Origin of the sequence: Streptomyces kanasensis, assembly GCF_043077165.1 — a bacterium.
Lineage (GTDB): Bacteria > Actinomycetota > Actinomycetes > Streptomycetales > Streptomycetaceae > Streptomyces > Streptomyces changanensis.
Genome location: NZ_JBIBSF010000001.1, coordinates 227,019 through 244,365, shown reverse-complemented (window position 1 = coordinate 244,365; position 17,347 = coordinate 227,019). Strand labels below are relative to the sequence as shown.

At 73.7% G+C, this 17,347-nt stretch carries 11 protein-coding genes; 4 read left to right on the top strand and 7 right to left on the bottom strand.

Annotated features, from left to right (window positions below; translation table 11 throughout):
• Positions 1-161: 161 nt before the first annotated feature.
• The 4 genes from ACF053_RS00990 to ACF053_RS00975 all read right to left on the bottom strand — a co-directional run bounded on the left by ACF053_RS00990 (position 162) and on the right by ACF053_RS00975 (position 7,363).
• Positions 162-1,922, bottom strand: coding sequence for an NlpC/P60 family protein (locus ACF053_RS00990; protein ID WP_391951810.1), 1,761 nt, complete (start codon positions 1,920-1,922; stop codon positions 162-164).
• A 176-nt stretch (positions 1,923-2,098) separates the two neighbouring features.
• Positions 2,099-3,397, bottom strand: coding sequence for a Na+/H+ antiporter NhaA (gene nhaA, locus ACF053_RS00985; RefSeq protein WP_391951809.1), 1,299 nt, complete (start codon positions 3,395-3,397; stop codon positions 2,099-2,101).
• Between the two features lie 264 nt (positions 3,398-3,661).
• Positions 3,662-5,206: an alanine/glycine:cation symporter family protein gene (locus tag ACF053_RS00980; RefSeq protein ID WP_391951808.1), complete on the bottom strand. Its 1,545-nt coding sequence runs from the start codon at positions 5,204-5,206 to the stop codon at positions 3,662-3,664.
• Between the two features lie 1,038 nt (positions 5,207-6,244).
• Positions 6,245-7,363 (bottom strand): phospholipase D-like domain-containing protein, encoded by a 1,119-nt coding sequence (locus ACF053_RS00975; protein WP_391951807.1) that lies wholly within the window; start codon positions 7,361-7,363, stop codon positions 6,245-6,247.
• Positions 7,364-7,643: 280 nt separating this feature from the next.
• Here ACF053_RS00975 and sigJ point away from each other — a divergent pair, with 280 nt between their 5' ends.
• A complete protein-coding gene (gene sigJ / locus ACF053_RS00970; protein ID WP_391951806.1) occupies positions 7,644-8,588 on the top strand; it encodes an RNA polymerase sigma factor SigJ in 945 nt (314 codons plus the stop codon).
• 157 nt (positions 8,589-8,745) lie between these two features.
• Positions 8,746-9,978, top strand: a complete 1,233-nt coding sequence (locus ACF053_RS00965) for an NAD(P)/FAD-dependent oxidoreductase (protein ID WP_391951805.1) — start codon at positions 8,746-8,748, stop codon at positions 9,976-9,978.
• Between the two features lie 244 nt (positions 9,979-10,222).
• On the opposite strand, the gene ACF053_RS00960 is transcribed toward ACF053_RS00965, so the two are convergent.
• Entirely contained in the window at positions 10,223-11,683 is a 1,461-nt protein-coding gene (locus ACF053_RS00960) for an FAD-dependent oxidoreductase (protein WP_391951804.1), read from the bottom strand.
• A gap of 127 nt (positions 11,684-11,810) precedes the next feature.
• Here ACF053_RS00960 and ACF053_RS00955 point away from each other — a divergent pair, with 127 nt between their 5' ends.
• Positions 11,811-12,416 (top strand): TetR/AcrR family transcriptional regulator, encoded by a 606-nt coding sequence (locus ACF053_RS00955; protein ID WP_391951803.1) that lies wholly within the window; start codon positions 11,811-11,813, stop codon positions 12,414-12,416.
• 334 nt (positions 12,417-12,750) lie between these two features.
• Entirely contained in the window at positions 12,751-13,698 is a 948-nt protein-coding gene (locus ACF053_RS00950) for a GDSL-type esterase/lipase family protein (protein WP_391951802.1), read from the top strand.
• Positions 13,699-14,324: 626 nt separating this feature from the next.
• Here ACF053_RS00950 and ACF053_RS00945 read toward each other — a convergent pair.
• Positions 14,325-15,974: a CocE/NonD family hydrolase gene (locus ACF053_RS00945; RefSeq protein ID WP_391951801.1), complete on the bottom strand. Its 1,650-nt coding sequence runs from the start codon at positions 15,972-15,974 to the stop codon at positions 14,325-14,327.
• Positions 15,971-17,164, bottom strand: coding sequence for a macrolide family glycosyltransferase (locus ACF053_RS00940; protein WP_391951800.1), 1,194 nt, complete (start codon positions 17,162-17,164; stop codon positions 15,971-15,973). The genes ACF053_RS00945 and ACF053_RS00940 overlap by 4 nt, the downstream gene beginning before the upstream one ends.
• Between the last annotated feature and the right edge of the window lie 183 nt (positions 17,165-17,347).

Genomic DNA, 17,347 nt, shown 5'->3' with positions numbered 1-17,347 from the left:
GGCCGGGTCCGGGCGGTGGAGACCGGAGGCGGCCCCGGCCCCTGCGCCCGGCCTGGCCCGGCCTGGCCCGGCCGCGGCCCGTGTCCCACGGAAGCCCCGCCCCGGGACCCGCTGCCCGGGCGGGTGGGGTCCGCCCGCCCGGGCCCCGGAGGAGCTAGGCGTCAGATGCGGTGGACGGTGTGCAGCTTCCTCGCGTAGGTTCCCGTGCCGTCCAGCAGCGAGGGGCCGCCCAGGTCCGACATGGTGGGCCCGTTGGCCGTCTTGCGGCTGGAGAGGAAACGCCGCTTCCCGGCCGCGTCCTTGCCCAGGTAGATGCCGACGTGATCGACCGTGACCGTCACGTGGTCGTCACCCGAGTCCGCGTTGAAGAGCACCAGGTCGCCGGGCTGGAGCAGGGCCGCGGCGGGCGGGGTCGTGCCGTCGCCGGTCCGGTCGACGCGCACGCCGGGGGCGTACTCGACCATGTCCCGCGACTTGCGCGGGATGCGGGTCCCGGACGTGTCCGCGCCCGCCGCCATCGGGACGCCCATGTGGTAGCCGTACACCATGCGCGTGTAGCCGGAGCAGTCGAGATTGCCGACCTGCTTGCTGGACGGGCCGGTGTGGGCGCCGTCCGGGAAGGTCCAGCCGACGTTCATGTACTCGTGGAAGTCGGCGCCCTCGTAGCAGTAGCCCTGCGGGTCCAGGTAGCCGTACCCGGCGGCGCCGAGGACCTGCTTGTCCTTGGCCGGCCCGGCGCCGCTCGTCACCGCGGGGGCGCCGGCGAGGAACATCGCCGCGTACGCGAGGACGTCCGGCGCCGTGGAGCCGGCCCATCCGCGGATGGTCTGCTCCAGCGCCGGGGTCCAGGTGCCGTCGAACGGCTCCGGGAGCACCCGGACCCACTCCCCGTGCGTGACGCTCGGCGGCGTCGCCCAGTTCGCGGCGTTCACCTCGAACCGGCTGACGTGCAGCGTGACGGGGAGGTTGGTGCAGCCCTGGTTGGCGAGCGCGCGGAGTCCGACGCGGCCCTTGGCGAAGGTCGCGTCGGTGACGTCCACGGCCCACGCGGACGGCTCCGCGGAGGCGGAACGCCACGCCTTCACCTGGATGCGGCTGCCCTGGCGGCGCACCCGGATCGTCCAGTCCGTGCCCGCGGGCACGCCCGTGGCGAGGGTGACGGCCGCCGTCAGCTGGGTGACCGCGTCGGCGACCTCCTTCTCGACGCGCAGCTCGACCGCGCCGGACGTGAGGAAGGACAGCCGGGCCCGGTAGTGGTTGTGGGTGTCCTGGTAGCCGAAGGACAGGGCGTACGAGCAGGCCTGGCCGGTGGGCACCTTGTCGAACCGGGCCACGGACCGCACGTCGACGTCGGTGATCTCGTCGTCGCGCAGGGTGGCGTGCCGGCTGGCGTAGTCCGTGGTCAGGGCGATGGTGCCGGTGCCCGGTATGACCGAGTAGTCGGTGTCGACGGGGCCGAGGGTGGACCATCTGCCGCCGCCCCAGGACGTGCCCCAGTACTGGCGGTCCCCGACCGGGAGGGACGTGTCCGGCAGCGTGCGCGCGAAGTCGTCCACGAACGGCTTCTTGTTCTCGGTGAAGGTGCGCGTCGGTCCGGGCAGGACGACGGTCCGGGCGCCGCGGGTGAGCACGGCGACGCGCTTGCCGCCGGAGGTGACCTCGGTACGGGCCGGGGTGCCGGCGAGCACCGTGGCGGTGAGCGGGGCTGCCAGGGTCACCGGGGCGAAGTAGGAGGCGTCGAGCGGCGGCAGCGTCACGGAGGAACGTGCCGACGTCAGGCCGACCGGGCCGGGGAAGGGGTCGACGGGGGCGGGTGTGGGCGGGGCGGCCTGGGCCGGGGTGGCGACGAGGCCGCTCAGTGGCAGGGCGGCGGCCGACGCCGCGAAGAGGGTGAGCAGGCCGCGCCGTGAAGTGTGCGTCATGGGGATCATGATCCGTGCACGCTCCGCGGAGGAACACGTCACCCCCCGTGAACCCGGGCACGGGTGGGGGCCGGCTCTCGCCCCGGCCCCCACCCGGGGCGCGCCCCCGCCCCCGCCGCCCGTTCGGTCCTCGGTGAGGGCGGGGCAGGCGGGGCGGGGGACGGTCGTCCGGTCGGTCAGCGCTCCGCCGCGCCGGCCCGCTGGTAGATGTCCGGGATGCCGTCATGGTCGTCGTCGCGGGTCTCCTCCTCGTACAGGCGCCGGTAGACGGCGTTGCGGCGCTTGATGAGGAGGGCCGCCAGGGAGGCGGCGAGCAGGGAGCCGACGAGGACGGCGGCCTTGACCTGCTCGGAGACGACCTCGTCGGGGAAGGCCAGTTCGCCGATGAGCAGGGCGACGGTGAAGCCGATCCCGGCCAGCACCGCGAGGGCGAGGACGTCCGCCCACGCCAGCTCTGGGTTGAGCTTCGCCCGGGTGAACCGGGCGGCCAGGTAGGTGCCGGCGAAGATGCCGAGGGTCTTGCCGGCGACCAGGCCGATGACGACACCGAGCGGTTCCGGCCGGGTGAAGACCTCTCCCAGGGCGCCGGCGGAGATCCCGACACCTGCCGCGAAGAGCGCGAACAGGGGTACCACCACACCCGCCGAGACGGGGTGGAGCAGATGGGAGGTCCGCTCGGCCGGGGAGGCGGCCTCGCCCTCGTCGCGGGTGGTGCGCAGGATCAGCCCGATCGCGACGCCGGCGACGGTGGCGTGGACGCCGCCGTTGTACATCAGCGCCCAGGTGACGAGACCGAGCGGCACGTACCACCACCAGCCGCGCACGCGGAAGCGCTGGAGGAGGTGGAAGAGGACGAGGCAGGCGAAGGCTCCGCCGAGGGCGGCGAGGTTCAGGTCGTCGGTGAAGAAGACCGCGATGATGAGGATCGCGCCGAGGTCGTCGACGACGGCCAGGGTGAGCAGGAAGGCCCGCAGCGCGGCGGGCAGGTGGGTGCTGAGCACGGCGAGCACGGCGAGCGCGAAGGCGATGTCGGTGGCCATGGGGACGGCCCAGCCCTCCATGCTGCCGCCGCCGGCCGTGACCGTCACGGCGTAGAGGGCGGCGGGCACGATCATCCCGCAGAGCGCGGCGATGACCGGGAGGGCCGCGGTGGCGGGGGTGCGCAGTTCTCCCACGACCAGTTCGCGCTTGAGCTCGATGCCGGCGACGAGGAAGAAGAGGGCGAGCAGCCCGTCGGCCGTCCAGTGCTCCACCGACAGGTCCAGGCCGAGGGCCGGTATGCCGAAGTGGAAGTCGCGTATCTGCTCGTAGGTCCCGCTCCACGGGGTGTTCGCCCACACCAGTGCGACGAGCGCGGCGGCCAGGAGGACCAGGCCGCCGACGGTCTCCGTCCTCAGCGCCTGGACCACGGTCATGCGTTCCGGCAGCGGGAGGAGTCCGAGGAAGGGGGAACGCTCGCGCGGGGCGTCGGCCATGAAGGGACCTCCGGGGAATCGGGGGGAGGGAGGGCATACGAGCCCTGAGGACGCCGACCAGACTTCCCGGCACACCGCGCGTCTGCGGGCCCTGGACACGGGCGTGGCGCTGACGCGTTCCTCACACCCTAACCGCCTGGTCTCTTTCCCGCCATACCCCGTTTCACCTGCGGGAATCCGGCCACCGGGCACGACGAGCGGGCCCGTGCGCACCACGGCAAGTGGTGCGCACGGGCCCGCTCGGGGGCCGGACCGCCGGGGCGGTCAGACGGTGGTCTTCACCGACTCCTGGTCCTCGTCGGACGGGGTGTCGTCGGTGATCTCACCGGCGTCGCGGGCCCGGACGAACTCCAGGAAGGAGTTCAGCTCGCGCTTGACGACCGGGGCGAGGAGGTACAGACCGATGATGTTGATGACGGCGAGCATGAAGAGCACGGCGTCGGCCATGTCGATCAGGGTCTGCAGCGTCAGCAGGGTGCCGGCGACCGCGAACAGCGTGTAGATGACCTTGAAGGTGATCTCGCTGGCCTGGCTGCGCCCGAACAGGTGCGTCCAGGCCTTCATGCAGTAGTAGCCCCAGGTCAGCACGGTCGAGATGGCGAACAGCATCACCGCGACGGTGAGGATGTACGGGAACCAGGGCATGACCGTGGCGAAGGCGTCGGAGGTGATGGTGACGCCGCCTATGGACTCGCCCGCGCGGGCCTCGGCCCAGCTGGCCGGGTTGGCGATGACGATCGTCAGAGCGGTCATCGTGCAGATGATGACGGTGTCGATGAAGGGCTCCAGCAGGGCGACCAGGCCCTCGCTGGCGGGGTGCTTCGTCTTGACCGCGGAGTGCGCGATGGGGGCGGAACCGAGACCGGCCTCGTTGGAGAACGCGGCCCGCTTGAAGCCGATGATCAGCGCGCCCAGGACACCGCCGGCGACACCCTGCGGGTTGAAGGCGCCCTCGATGATGGTGGCGATCGCGGCGGGGACGGCCGTGACGTGCACCAGGATGACGACCAGGCAGGCGGCGATGTAGATGCCGGCCATGGCGGGGACGAGCTTGCTGGTCACGTTGGCGATGGAGCGGATGCCGCCGAGCAGGACGACGCCCACGAGCGCGGCGATCAGGATGCCGAAGAACAGCGCGCCGGCCGACGAGCCCATCAGGCCGTCCTCGCCGCCGGTGACGGAGACGAGCTGGGCGTAGGACTGGTTGACCTGGAAGAGGTTGCCGCCGAAGAGGCCGAAGAACAGGACCATGAAGGACGCCATGACGGCGAGCACCTTGCCGAAGGTCTTGCCGTTCTTGCCGAAGCGCTCGGCCAGGCCCTTGGGCAGGTAGTGCATCGGGCCGCCGGAGACGGTGCCGTCGGGGTGGACCTCGCGGTACTTCACACCCAGGGTGACCTCGACGAACTTGGTGGCCATGCCGAGCAGGCCGCACAGGATCATCCAGAACGTCGCGCCGGGGCCGCCGATGGAGACGGCCACCGCCACACCTGCGATGTTGCCGAGTCCCACGGTGCCGGAGACGGCGGCGGTCAGCGCCTGGAAGTGGTTGACCTCGCCGGTCGAACCCTTCTCGTCGTACTTCCCGCGCACCACGTCGACGGCGAGTTTGAACTTGCGGACCTGCACCAGCCCGAACCAGGCGGTGAAGACGAGGCCTGCGACGACCAGCCAGGCGACGATGAGGGGGAGTTCCGTGCCGCCTACGGGCACGGAATAGAAGACGACCTCGCCGAGCCAGGTGGCAATGGGCTCGAAGAGTCCGCTGACGGCTTCGTCGACGGAAGTGGTGATGGAGTCGAGTGACACGGTGGGCTACCTCGATGGCGCAGTACCGGCGCAGAGGAGGTTGCGCCGGGAAGGTGTGCGGTCTTTGAGCGAACGCCGTTGTCCGATCGGCGACCCTGGGGGCCGCGCTCCGCGGACTCGGAACGTGATCACCCTGGTCGTGCTGCCGGTGCGTGCCGGCACTCCGCGTGGCGGCGAGGGGTGGTGCCACCTGCGGAGTTGCGTAGTTCTACCACGGCTGCCGTTGAGTGTTGAGTGATGCAGATCACATAACCGGGAGTAGTCTTCGAAAATCCCAGCGAGCGAAACAAGACCGTTATGAGCCAGGTCCGATCCGTTCATCGGACATCTATGTCCGGATGTTGAACGCGACCGCGACGGTCCGTGACCACGGGCGCCGGCGGCGACCTCTCCGCGCGCCCCGGCGGCGCCGGTCGGCGCCCGCCGCGGAGCGCGGCGCCCCCACCGAGGCTACGGCCGCGGAGCGGCGGACCGGGTCGGCGAGGGCAGGGGGTGCGCCCGCCCGGGCAGGCCGGGGGGCGGGCCGCGCCGGCAGCCGGTCGGCCGCTGACGGGGACCGGCCCCCCGGAGGCGGAAGCCTGAGTCCGGCGGGTGCCAGGGCGGCGGGGCGGCGGGGTGGCGAGAAGGGCCTTGAGGGCCTCACCGGGAACGAGCTGTACGAGCGGGCGGATGCGTGCCCGGTCGGTCGGGCAAGAGCTGCTCCAGTCCCGGAGTCCGCCGCGGCATGACGGGGACGGCGGTCCTGCGGAACCGGACGACTCCCATACGGAACGCGTCCCGCCGGTGCGGTCGACGTACGCTCCCGGCGCCGCTCCGGGGGCAGGACAGCCGGGCGAGGACGGCCGCGCACAACCGTCACACCCGCTGTGCTCTCCGGCCGCCCCGTCGGCCTCGGGGCGGCGGGACGGGCGCCGCGCGCCGGGGTGACCGGCCCGACGCGGTCCGGCCGGGCGCCGGAAGTACGGCTCCCGTCACCCGGTGAGCAAGCCACCCTCGCTGGGGAGCAAGGGCACCCCGACGGCGGACCCGACGCCGGGGTCAGTGGCTGACGCCGCAGATCCCCGTCTTGGGCGCGACCCCGTTGAGGACATCGTCGAAGTTGTGCTCGAACTTGTCGTAAACCGCCCGGTCGTCGATCCTCAGCACCGTTTCGTCGTTGCCCCGCAGGTTCGGCACCGTGTAATCGTGGCTGCCGGTGAAGACGATCTTGCTGTTGGGGACACCGTCGTACGTCCCCTCGATCAGCAGGTACTTCGAATGGAGGCCGATGGCGCGGACCGCGCCGGTCCCGTCGGTCGCGGTGCCCCGGCAGCCGCGGTACGCGTTGAGCCGGCCCGCCGTGAGGGCGCGGTCGACCTCCGCACCCAGGTTGCCGTCCTCGGCGTTGTGGAAGACGTACACCTGGCAGCCGGCCTGCCTCAGCCGCACCAGCCGCTCGGCGACCTCCCGGCGGGTGAAGGCGAACGTGCCGACACGGATCTTCGTGACCTCGGCGGCGGCGACCTTCCGGCAGTCCGCCTTGTCCAGCAGCGCAGTGATCGGGTCGCCCGTCGCACGCGGGAAGAACGTCGCCTCGTGGGGGCCCGCCTGCGCGGTGGACGCGTACTCCGGCAGGCCCGCGCCCCGGCCGTGCTTCAACTGGGCGTTCCAGTAGGACTTGTAGGCGTCGTACAGCTCGGGGCGGGAGACGGTCACGGCGTTGTCGTAGTAGACGTTGATCTGGCTGGAGGTGAGGTTCGCCGAGGTCTGGAAGACGACGTTCCGGACACCCGCGGTCTCCGAGAAGAGGAAGTACTTGTTGTGGTTGATCGGAGGCTTCGACAGGTCCGTCCGGTTCCCTATGCAGGCACGGGCGTCGTCGCAGGCGAAGGCGAAGGAGTCCTCGGCGGTGTCGACGCCCAGCGCGGTGCTCTTGGCGAGCTTCGCGTACTCGGACCCGGCCGCCGTCCTCCCGTCGCCGTCCATCAGCACCTTCACCTTGACGCCGCGGGCGTGGGCCTCGGTCAGGGCGGTCCCGAGGTGGCCGTCGGTGAAGAGATGGATCGACCCGTGGATCTCGGAGCCCGCGGGAGCGCTCGCGATCAGCCCGAGCAGCTGGTTCTTGATGGCTTCGCGTTGAGCGGCGTCGTCCGAGTCGGGCGTGTTGAAGGGCGCCACGGGCGCGGTCGGGACCGTGAAGCCGGGCGGGACGGGCTCGGCCGCGTGCGACGCGGTCGGGGGAGCAGCGTGGCGAGCACACGGTCGCGGTGAGGGTGGCCGGTCGGGAAAGGGCCTTCTTCTGCGCGAATGAGTTCCGTTCGTCAGTGGGTCACTTGGGCATCCGTGGGGGGAGGCCGTGGGGGAAGTTGATCTCAAACACGAGGGCGTCCGTTCGTCGGCGGATGCGCTGCCCTCGCCCCGCCCGTCACCGTGCCGGCGGGCCCGCTACGATCCGGCCATGCCGCTGACCATGAAGGACGTGCACCGGTTCGAGGCCGCGAGGCCCCGCCTCCTGGCCATCGCCTACCGTCTCCTCGGCTCCGCGAGTGAGGCCGAGGACGCCGTTCAGGACACCTTCCTGCGGTGGCAGGCAGCCGACGTCGAGCGCATCGAGGTCCCGGAGGCCTGGCTGACGAAGGTGCTCACCAACCTCTGCCTCAACCAGCTGACCTCGGCCCGCGCGCGCCGCGAGACCTACGTGGGCCAGTGGCTCCCCGAACCGCTCCTCGACGGCGATCCGATGCTCGGCCCGGCCGACACCGCCGAACAGCGCGAGTCCGTCTCGTACGCCGTCCTCACCCTCATGGAGCGGCTGTCCCCCCAGGAGCGCGCGGTGTACGTGCTGCGGGCCGCCTTCGACTACCCGCACCGGGACATCGCCCAGATCCTCGACATCACCGAGGCCGCCAGCCAGCAGGTGTTCCACCGCGCCAAGAAGCACCTCGCGGACGGCAGGTCCCGCACCCCGATCGACGAGGCCGCCGCCCGGCGGATCGTCGAGGAGTTCCTGGCGGCCGCCACCAGCGGGAGGACCGAGCCGCTCGTGAAGCTGCTCACCGCCGACGCCTTCTCGATCGGCGACGGCGGCGGGAAGGTCCCGGCCCGGGCCACTGCGATCGACGGAGCCCTGGCGGTCGCGAAGTTCATGCGGGGCCTGTTCAAGCCGGCGCAGTCCAAGCGCGCCATCATCGGCGGCTCCCCCGGGATCCACGTCACGACCGCCAACGGCGGCCCCGCCGTCGTGGCCGTCCTCGACGGCCGGGTCGTCGGTGTCATCTGCCTGGAGGTCACTGCGGAGGGCATCGTCGCGTTCCGCAACCAGGTCAACCCCGACAAGCTCCGGCGCGCCACCGAGGTGTGGGCGGCGACCGACCGCGGGGAGCCCCTCTTCCACGCCTTGTGACCGCCGTACGGGGCGTGCTCCCGGACCCGCCGTGAGCCGTCCCGACCTCGATGTGAGCCGCTTCACATCACGTTCCTGTCAGGAAGCGGCGGGCTGCCCGGTTCAAGGGGCGCAACCGAGCAAGAGCAGGGCCGGGCCCGCAGACAGGAGCATGGACATGCAGCACCGCATCATCGTTCTCGGCGCCGGATACACGGGAGCCATCGTGGCCGGCCGCCTCGCCAAGCGGCTCCACCGTGACGACGTCGCCATCACCCTCGTCAACGCCGAACCCGACTTCGTCGAGCGCGTCCGCCTGCACCAGCTCGCGGTCGGCCGGCACCTGGCGCCCCGGCCCTTCGCCGAGATGTTCGCGGGCACCGGCGTGGAGCCGAGGATCGGCAAGGTCACCGGCGTCGACGTCGACCGCGGGACCGTCGCCGTCACCGGCGCGGACGGCGCAGCCGAGACGCTGGCGTACGACACGCTCGTGTACGCCCTCGGCAGCAGCTGGGACGACCAGGGAGTCCCCGGCGTGGCCGCACACGCCTACGAGCTCGCGAGCCGACCCGGGGCGCTCCGCCTGCGCGAGCGCCTGGCCGGCTTGGACGCCGGCCAGCCGGTGGTCGTCGTCGGTGGCGGTCTCACCGGCCTGGAGGCCGCCACGGAGATCGCCGAGACCCGCCCGGATCTCGCCGTCACCCTCGTCACCCGCGGCAGCCTCGGCGACTGGCTCTCGGACAAGGGCCGCGGGCACCTGGGGAAGGTCTTCGGCAGGCTCCGCATCACCGTGCACGAGCACACGGCCGTCACCCGTGTCGAGGCCGACCGCGTCACCACCTCCGACGGCCGGGCCGTCCCCGCCGCGGTGACCGTGTGGACCACCGGCTTCGCGGTCCACCCGATCGCCCGGGCCACCGCCCTGCAGGTCAGCGGCGAGGGCCGGATCGTGGTCGACGACACCATGCGTTCGGTCTCCCATCCGGACGTGTACGCCGTGGGTGACGCGGCCCTGGCGATGGGCCCCGGCGACAAGCCGCTGCGCATGTCCTGCGCCTCCGGGACGCCGGCCGCGTGGAAGGCCGCCGACGCCATCGCGGCACGCCTGACCGGAGGCAAGCTGCCGACCGGGCACATCCGCTACTTCAACCAGTGCATCTCCCTGGGGCGCGGCGACGGCCTGATCCAGTACGTCACCGCCGACGACCGGTCCGTCAACGCGGCCCTGACCGGCCGGCTCGCCGCCCTGTACAAGGAACTGGTCTGCAAGGGCGCAGCCTGGGGCGTCGCCAACCCCACCCTCGGCCTGCCCGCCCGCCGCCACCGGGTCACCCGGGGGGTGACCCGGACGGGCGCGGCCACGGGTGCGGCCACGGGCGCGGCCACCGCCGAGACGCGGACGCCGGCCTGACGTGGGCGGACCGGAGGGGGCGGGGCTCGATGCCGACCGGCGCCCGCCCCCACGGACCACCCGACTCACCCCTCCGGCCCCACCACGCCCGACCGGGCACCCCGCCCCCGCTGCCACGGCGGCCCGGACCGACCGCCAACCGCTCCCATGCCAAGGCCCCACCCGCCCCGCACCGGCCTACCCGGTCCGGATGCGACCTGGCGCGTCCTCAGCCGGGCTGGGGCCCGGTAGCGACCGACGCCCCTCAGTCACGCGCCCAGGCTATGTAGCCGTCGGGGCGGACCAGCAGGGCGCCGTGGCGGTCCGGGTGCGCCCACGTGGCGCGTACGACCCTGCCGGGCGCGGCGGTGACCTCAGGCGAAGCCGGGTGATCGCCCCGCGGGGTGACCAGGACGAACGCCCCCTCGCGCAACAGCTCGTACAAGCGGCCCTCGGCGAGCGCGAGGTCCGGGGCTCGCCGTCCGGCGAGGGGATGCGCCCCGCGGGCCGCGGCGTACGAGACCCCGATCCCGCTGAGCATGTCCGTCACCCGGGCGGAGAGCGGGCGGACCGTGGTCACGAGGCCCGTCACGGCCGTCCGGGCGGTGCGCCGGAGCGGAGTGCCGGCCATGGCGAGGCGGATGATCGCCCCGCTGCCCCGGACGACGGCGGTGCCGACCGGGTGCCGTTCGGCGTGGTAGCTGTCGAGGAGCTCCTCGGGGTTGCTCGGGTCGGCGCGCAGTACGGCGGCGAGCTTCCAGGAGAGGTTGGCGGCGTCCTGCAGGCCGGTGTTCATGCCCTGGCCGCCGGCGGGCGAGTGGACGTGGGCCGCGTCCCCGGCGAGCAGGACGCGGTCCACGCGGTACGTCGGGACCTGCCGCTCGTCGCTGTGGAAGCGCGATGTCCAGCGGGCGTCGTGCATGCCGAAGTCCGAGCCGCAGGCCCGCCGCGCGATGTCGCGGATCTCGTCGAGGTCGACGGGTGCGTCGTCCGGCATCGGGCGGCGGCGGTCCCAGCCCATGACCCGGTACCAGCCGTCACCGAAGGGGGCGACGAACACGAACGCGTCGCCGGCGCCGTCCACGGTCAGCGTGTCCCCGGGCGGTCGGGTCAGTCGGACGTCCGCCAGGACGAGCGAGCGGACCACGGAGCGGCCGGGGAACGGCAGTCCCACCAGCTCGCGGACCGTGCTGCGGACCCCGTCCGCGCCGACCAGGTAGCGTGCGCGCAGTCGTCCGGCCGTCCCGACGTCCCCCGAAGGGGCGAGTTCGGCGGTGACTCCCTCGGCGTCCTGGCGCAGGGCGCGCAGTGCCGTGTCGTGACGGAAATCCACTCCGGCGGTACGGGCCCGGCGCTCCAGCAGGCGTTCCACCTCGTACTGCGGGGTGATGAGGAGGTACGGGAAGCGGGAACGCAGCCGCGAGAGGTCGAGCGTCAGGCGGCCGAACAGGCGCAGCCGGGTGAGGGCCGTGCCGCCCGCGACGAGCTCGTCCGCCAGTCCGCGCGCGTCGAGCAGTTCCAGCGTCCGGGCGTGGACGCCGAAGGCGCGTGTGAGGTTGCCGGTCGTGCGGGGGCGGCGCTCCACGAGCGTCACGCGGAGTCCTGCGGTGGCCAGGTCGCCGGCGAGCAGGAGCCCCGTGGGACCCGCGCCCACCACGACGACGTCCGTGTCCGTCTGCGCACCGACATCAGTGCTCGGCTGATCGGCCGTGCCGGTCCTGCTCATGCCTGCCTCCTCAAGCCGACCCCATGGGTCAACGACCGTTGGCCAACAGTTGTTGGTCAACGCTTGTTGGCAACGCTAAGCGGCCCGGGACTGGCATGTCAACACCTGTTGGCCTACATTCGCTGGCGTGAAGCAAGAAGCCCCCGACGCCTCGCCGGCCGCCCCCGCTCCCGGCCGCACCCCACGCCGTTCGGACACGACCCGCGCCGCGATCCTGGAGGCGGCCCGCGAGCGGTTCGCCGCCGACGGCTACGAACGCGCCACCATCCGGGCCATCGCCCGCGACGCGGGCATCGACCCGTCGATGGTGATGCGCTACTACGGCAACAAGGAGGGGCTGTTCGCCGCGGCCTCCGACATCGACCTGCGGATACCGGTCCTGGGCGCGGTGCCCACCCGGCACGTCGGCACCGTCCTCGTCACGCACTTCCTCGACCGGTGGGAGAGCGACGACGTGCTGACGGGCATGCTCCGCGTCGGTGTCACCAACGAGGCGGGCGCCGAGCGCATGCGCGACATCTTCAAGGCCCAGCTCGGCCCGATGGTGGTCGGCGTCTGCCCCGACCCGGCGGACGCCCCGCGCCGCGCCGCGCTCGTGGCCTCGCAGATACTCGGCATGGCGCTCGCCCGGTACGTGCTGCGGTTCCCGCCCGCGGCCACGATGGGACGCGACGAGCTGATCGCCTGGCTCGCGCCGACGATCCAGCGCTACCTGACCGCCGAGCGGCCCTGAGGCCCGTCCGGAAGTCCCGCCCCCGGCTCCCGGGCTTGGCCGACCGGTGATACCCCGCCCGCCCGCTCCGGGCCACCGCCCGCCACGCCCGGACACCGTGTCGGGGCCCCGCGCGCCGCGTCCGGACTGACGTGTCCGCCGCCCGCCTCTTCGTACCGGCCCCCGCACGCGCGCGGACGGCCGTGGGTCGTGGTGGCGTTGCCGTGGGCGCCTTTGATCGTTGGACGCATCGGCCGCGGGTGACAGTCCGTCGCGGCCGTGTCCGTGGCCCCGCGGCGCCGGCGAGCCGTCGTCCGCGCTCGGGCTGGTGTGCGTGTGGTGATCGGAGTTCGGGGTGCCCGGAAAGACGTGTCGGCGCAAGACGGTGCGGCACAAGGCCGTGCGCACACTGGTGCACGGGTACGCGGCGCTGCTCGTGCGGGGCCGGCTGTGGGACGGCAGGACGGTACCCCTCGTGGCGGGCCGCTACGGGCCCGAGGCCGGACCGGCTCTGCCCTTGGTGGTGCTGGGGGACTCCTCCGCTCTGACGGTCGGGGTGATGGAGGCCCGGCACACCAACGGCGCCCGGCTCGCCGGGGATCTGGTCGCGGAGTGGGGGTGCGCGGTGGACCTGGACGTACCGGCCCGCGCCGGGGTGACGACGGCGGGCATGGCCCGACAGGTGGAGGACGTGGCCGCGCGGAACAAGCCCGGGGTGGCGCTGATCCTGATCGGCGGCAACGACGTGATGGTTCCCGTGTCCCTGCGCCGCTCGGCGGCCCGACTGGGTTACTACGTACGCCTCCTGCGCGCGTCCGGATGGGAGGTGGTGGTCGGCGCGTGTGCGGACATCGGAGCGGCCCCCGCCCTGCGCCGAGCGGTGCGGGGGCCGGCGAGCCGCCGCTCGCGGGTGCTGGCGCGCCGTCAGGCCGCGGCGGCCCTGCGGGCCGGGGCGGTGGTGGTGTCACTGAGCATGGAGGACTTCCGCCACCAGCCGGAACGCCTGTACTGCCCCGACGGCTTCCATCCGAACGCCGACGGCTACCTCCTGTACGAGAGGCGGGCGGCCGTGGCGGTGTCCGCGGCGGCCGGGCGCCTGCCGGCCGTCACGCCGCGGGAGCCCGCCGGACGGCCGGACGAGGTGTTCCCCGACGGGTGGGAGGCCGCTCGGCACGTCACGCGCGAGCCGGGGGCCTGCTTCGTTCCCGCGCAGGCCGGGGGACCGGTGAGCCTGCATCGTTACCGGCCGCGGCAGCGCCGGGACGCGGCCACCTGCCCCTCTCCGGTGACGACCGCGCCGTGACGCGGGCCGTGTGCACGCGTGCGGTGCTGCCGCGCACACCGCCAGGTTCGCTGCGATGCTGTACCTGGTGCGGTTCCCGCAGGAGGGGCAAGCGCTCCGCGCACGGCGAGGCGGGCCGGCGGATCCGGCCCCGGACCGCTCTCCCGATGCTGGTCGCCCCACTCGCCGGTGTCGGCATGGGCCGCCCGGGCGCCTGCCGGGCGCCGGCCATCGGGTGAGCCTGACCACGGAGAGCTGCCTGCGCTGCACGTGCGCCCGCCCGTCCGGCAGTTCGTACCCGGCGCACCTGCCGGGCCTGCCGGTTCCACCGCCGCCGGCCAGCGGCGCGGCCCTGGTCCTCACTGCCTGCCCGCAGGCGGTGAGGGCCATGGCCCAGCCGCCCGGTGGGGCGCCGCAGCGGGCGTCGACACCGCGGTGTACGGAGGCGGTGCGGTGGCCGGGGAGGCCGTCGCCTCCGCACCGGTCACCGCGCAGCACCGCGGTCAGGGCCCACGATCCTCGTCGAGGGCCCGATCCCCGGGTGCCGTTCCGGCGTGCCCGGCGGCGGTGGTCACCGCCACCGCCGCCCTCCGGCCTCGGCCCCGTCCACGCCCACCCGGAGCCGGACGCGACCCGCCACGAGCCGGTCACGGCTCCCGCGCGTCCCTGAGGGGCGCGGTCAGTCGCACCGAACCGGGCACGACCTCGAGCGCGCGCCCCACACGGTTCTCGGTCAGGTAACGGTGGTCGACCGTGTCGAACACGACGCCCAGCCGGTGCCCGGCGGGGACGTCCCACGCGGTCGCCGGCAGCCATACGGCGAACCGGTGCGCACCGCCCGGCCGTCGCCCGGTGAAGGAGTAGGGGGCGTGCGTCAGCAGCCGTGCCTCTCCCGTCGGGGCGATGTCGTACAGGTGGACCACGACCGTCCCCTCGGGGCCGTCCGGCACCAGCACGCCCCGGATGAGGGCGTGCCCGCGCAGAGCGACCGTCCACCGCGCCGGCGGGCCGGCGTAGGCGGCCGCGGTCGGCGGCCTCAGGAGCGGCCACGAGGTCACCGACGCCCCACCGACCGCGTCGAGGGGCCCCGCGACCGGGAAGGGGCCGGACTCGGCGGGCGAGGGGAGCCCGGCCACCAACCTGCCACTCCCGCGCCCCCCGTCGAGGGGCACCGCCCGGTCCGCTTCCTGGAGGGCCGCCCAGCCGGCGTACTCCTCCAAGGGACCGCCCGTCCGCGGCTGCAGCGCCACCGCGGGCCATCGTCGCTGCCCCCTCCCGCCCTGCGGGTCGCGCCCGTCCTGTCCCCGGTCGCGCACGTACTGGTCGAGCCAGGCCACGGACGCCTCCCACGCCTCCGGCCGGTCCACAAGCCCGGTTCCGGCGGTGTGGCTGTCGGCGTGCCCGCCCCGGTACATGCGCAGGTGGCTGGGGCCCGCCAACCGGTCCACGAAGGCGCCCGTCTGACCGGCGGGGACGATCGGGTCCTCCCACTCGCCCACCATGAACACCGCGGTGCGGTGCCGGTTCAGACCGGCCACGTGGGACGCGGGTGATCGCTCCCGGACCCACGCCCCCGGCTCCTCGGGGTCCTCGGTCACCGCCTCGTCGAACGCCGCCTCCACCTCCGGCCCGTAGCGGCCGTCGACCCTGCCGAAGAGCTCCTGGAAGCGGACCACTCCGGCCGCCCGCGTGCCGTTGATCCGGAAACCCCCGGCCAACTCCGCCCACGCCGACAGCGCCACCACCGCCCTGACCCGGTGGTCGTGCGCGGCGGCGTTCAGGGCGACGGTCCCACCGTAGGAGGTCCCCAGGGCGCCGACGCGCGTGGCGTCGGCGGACGTGTGCGCCAGCGCCCAGTCCAGGACGCGCGACGCGTCCGCGACGTCGGCGGGTCCCGCCAGGTCCACCCGCCCACCCGACCGGCGGAAACCGCGCGGATCGTAGGCGACCACCACGTACCCCGCCCGCGCGAGCGCCCGGTAGCGCCGCACCAGTGTCACGTGGTCGAGCGGCAGGCGGATCCACGGTCCCGGCACCACCAGCAGGGGGTGCGGCCCGCGCCCGGACGGCTCGTACACCGTCGCCGCCAGCCCGGTGCCGTCCGCGGCGGGCACCGTGACGTCCCGAACCGACACCCGCCGCTCCCGGCCGGCGTCCTCCCCGCCCGCGTCCCCCGCCGTCCGTGCGTCCGGGAGGGCCGCCGGCGTTCCGGCGGCCGGGGCCGGGAGGACGGCGCAGGCGAGGACCGCCGCCACCGCCCCCGCCAGCGGCCCGCCGCCCTTCCGGAAGCGGATCAACGGGTGCTCATCGGACGGTCGGCGAGCACCTTCTCCACCACCTGCGCCGCGGCCACCGCACCACCGGCCTGCTCGATCCGGCACCGCATCCCTGCCAGCGAGGCGGCGATGTCCTCGTCACCGGCCACCGCCGTCACCGCCTCCCGCAGCGCCCGCGCGGTCGCCTCCTCCCTGGGCAGGTGCACACCGAGCCCCAGCTCGTGTACCTGCGTGGCGTTGACCCGCTGCTCCGCCATCTGTGGCACCACCACAATCGGGACCCCCACCGACAGCGCCTCCATGACGCTGCCCATGCCGCCGTGGGTGACGAACACCGAAGCCGCCGCCAGCACGTCCATCTGCGGGACGTGGGCGTGCACCTCGACCCCCTCCGGCAGGGGGCCGAGTCCGGCGGCGGCGACCTCCGCGCCGACGCTCAGCACCAGGTGGCGGCCCGGCCCGGCCAACGCCTCCACGCAGGTCCGGTAGAAGTCCGGCCGCCGGTTGAACTGCGAGCCCAGCGACACGTACACGACGGTCCCGCCACCCGCCGGGGCCCGCCACGACCCCTGGAAGGAGCGGTCGCCGATCAGGGGGCCGACCCAGTGCGCCTCGCCCGCCCGCACGGTCCGCGCCCGCCGCTGGAAGCTCTCGGGGAAGAAGGCGATGCACCTGGGCGGCGCGAGGGTAAGCGCGTGGACCCCGCCGGGCACGCCGAAGCTCGCCAGCGCCTGGGCGAGCTGGGGGAAGCCGGGGATGGCGGAGATGTCCTCCAGGCCGAAGAACTCCTGCACCAGCCCGTCGTAGGGGATGTGCGTCGGTGCCAACTGCACCACCGGCACGTCCCACCGCGCGGCCAGCAGCGGACCCGTCCACGCGTACACGTCGTACAGCACCACATCCGGGCGATCCTCGGCGAACGCCGCCTCGAGCTGCGGCAGCGCCCCCAGGTTGACGCCCAGCACCCGCGTCACGCCCTGGGCCATGTCCTCCGGAGCCTCGTCCTGGGGCGGCACCTCGTACAGCACCGGATCGGCCCCGACCGCGCGCACCTGGGACGCGAATTCGGCCGTCACCGCGTAACTCACCCGGTGCCCCCGCTCCACCAACTCCCGCACCAGCCCCAGGGTCGGCACCACGTGGCCCGCCATCGGCACGTTGAACACCGCCACGTGCGCCCCGCAGGTCCGGGAACCGTCCAGCTTCTCCATCACACACCCATCTCTCGCGGAAAGATCACTCACCCCCCTCAACGGCCCACGGCACGGCGGGAGACGCCCGAGTACCGAGATCACCCGTTCGAGCCGCCCGCGGTCCCCGCCCGCGACGGACGTCCCGCACCTCGTGGGACGCCCGTCCCCGGCACGACCCCGCGGGACCGCGACCGGCCGAGG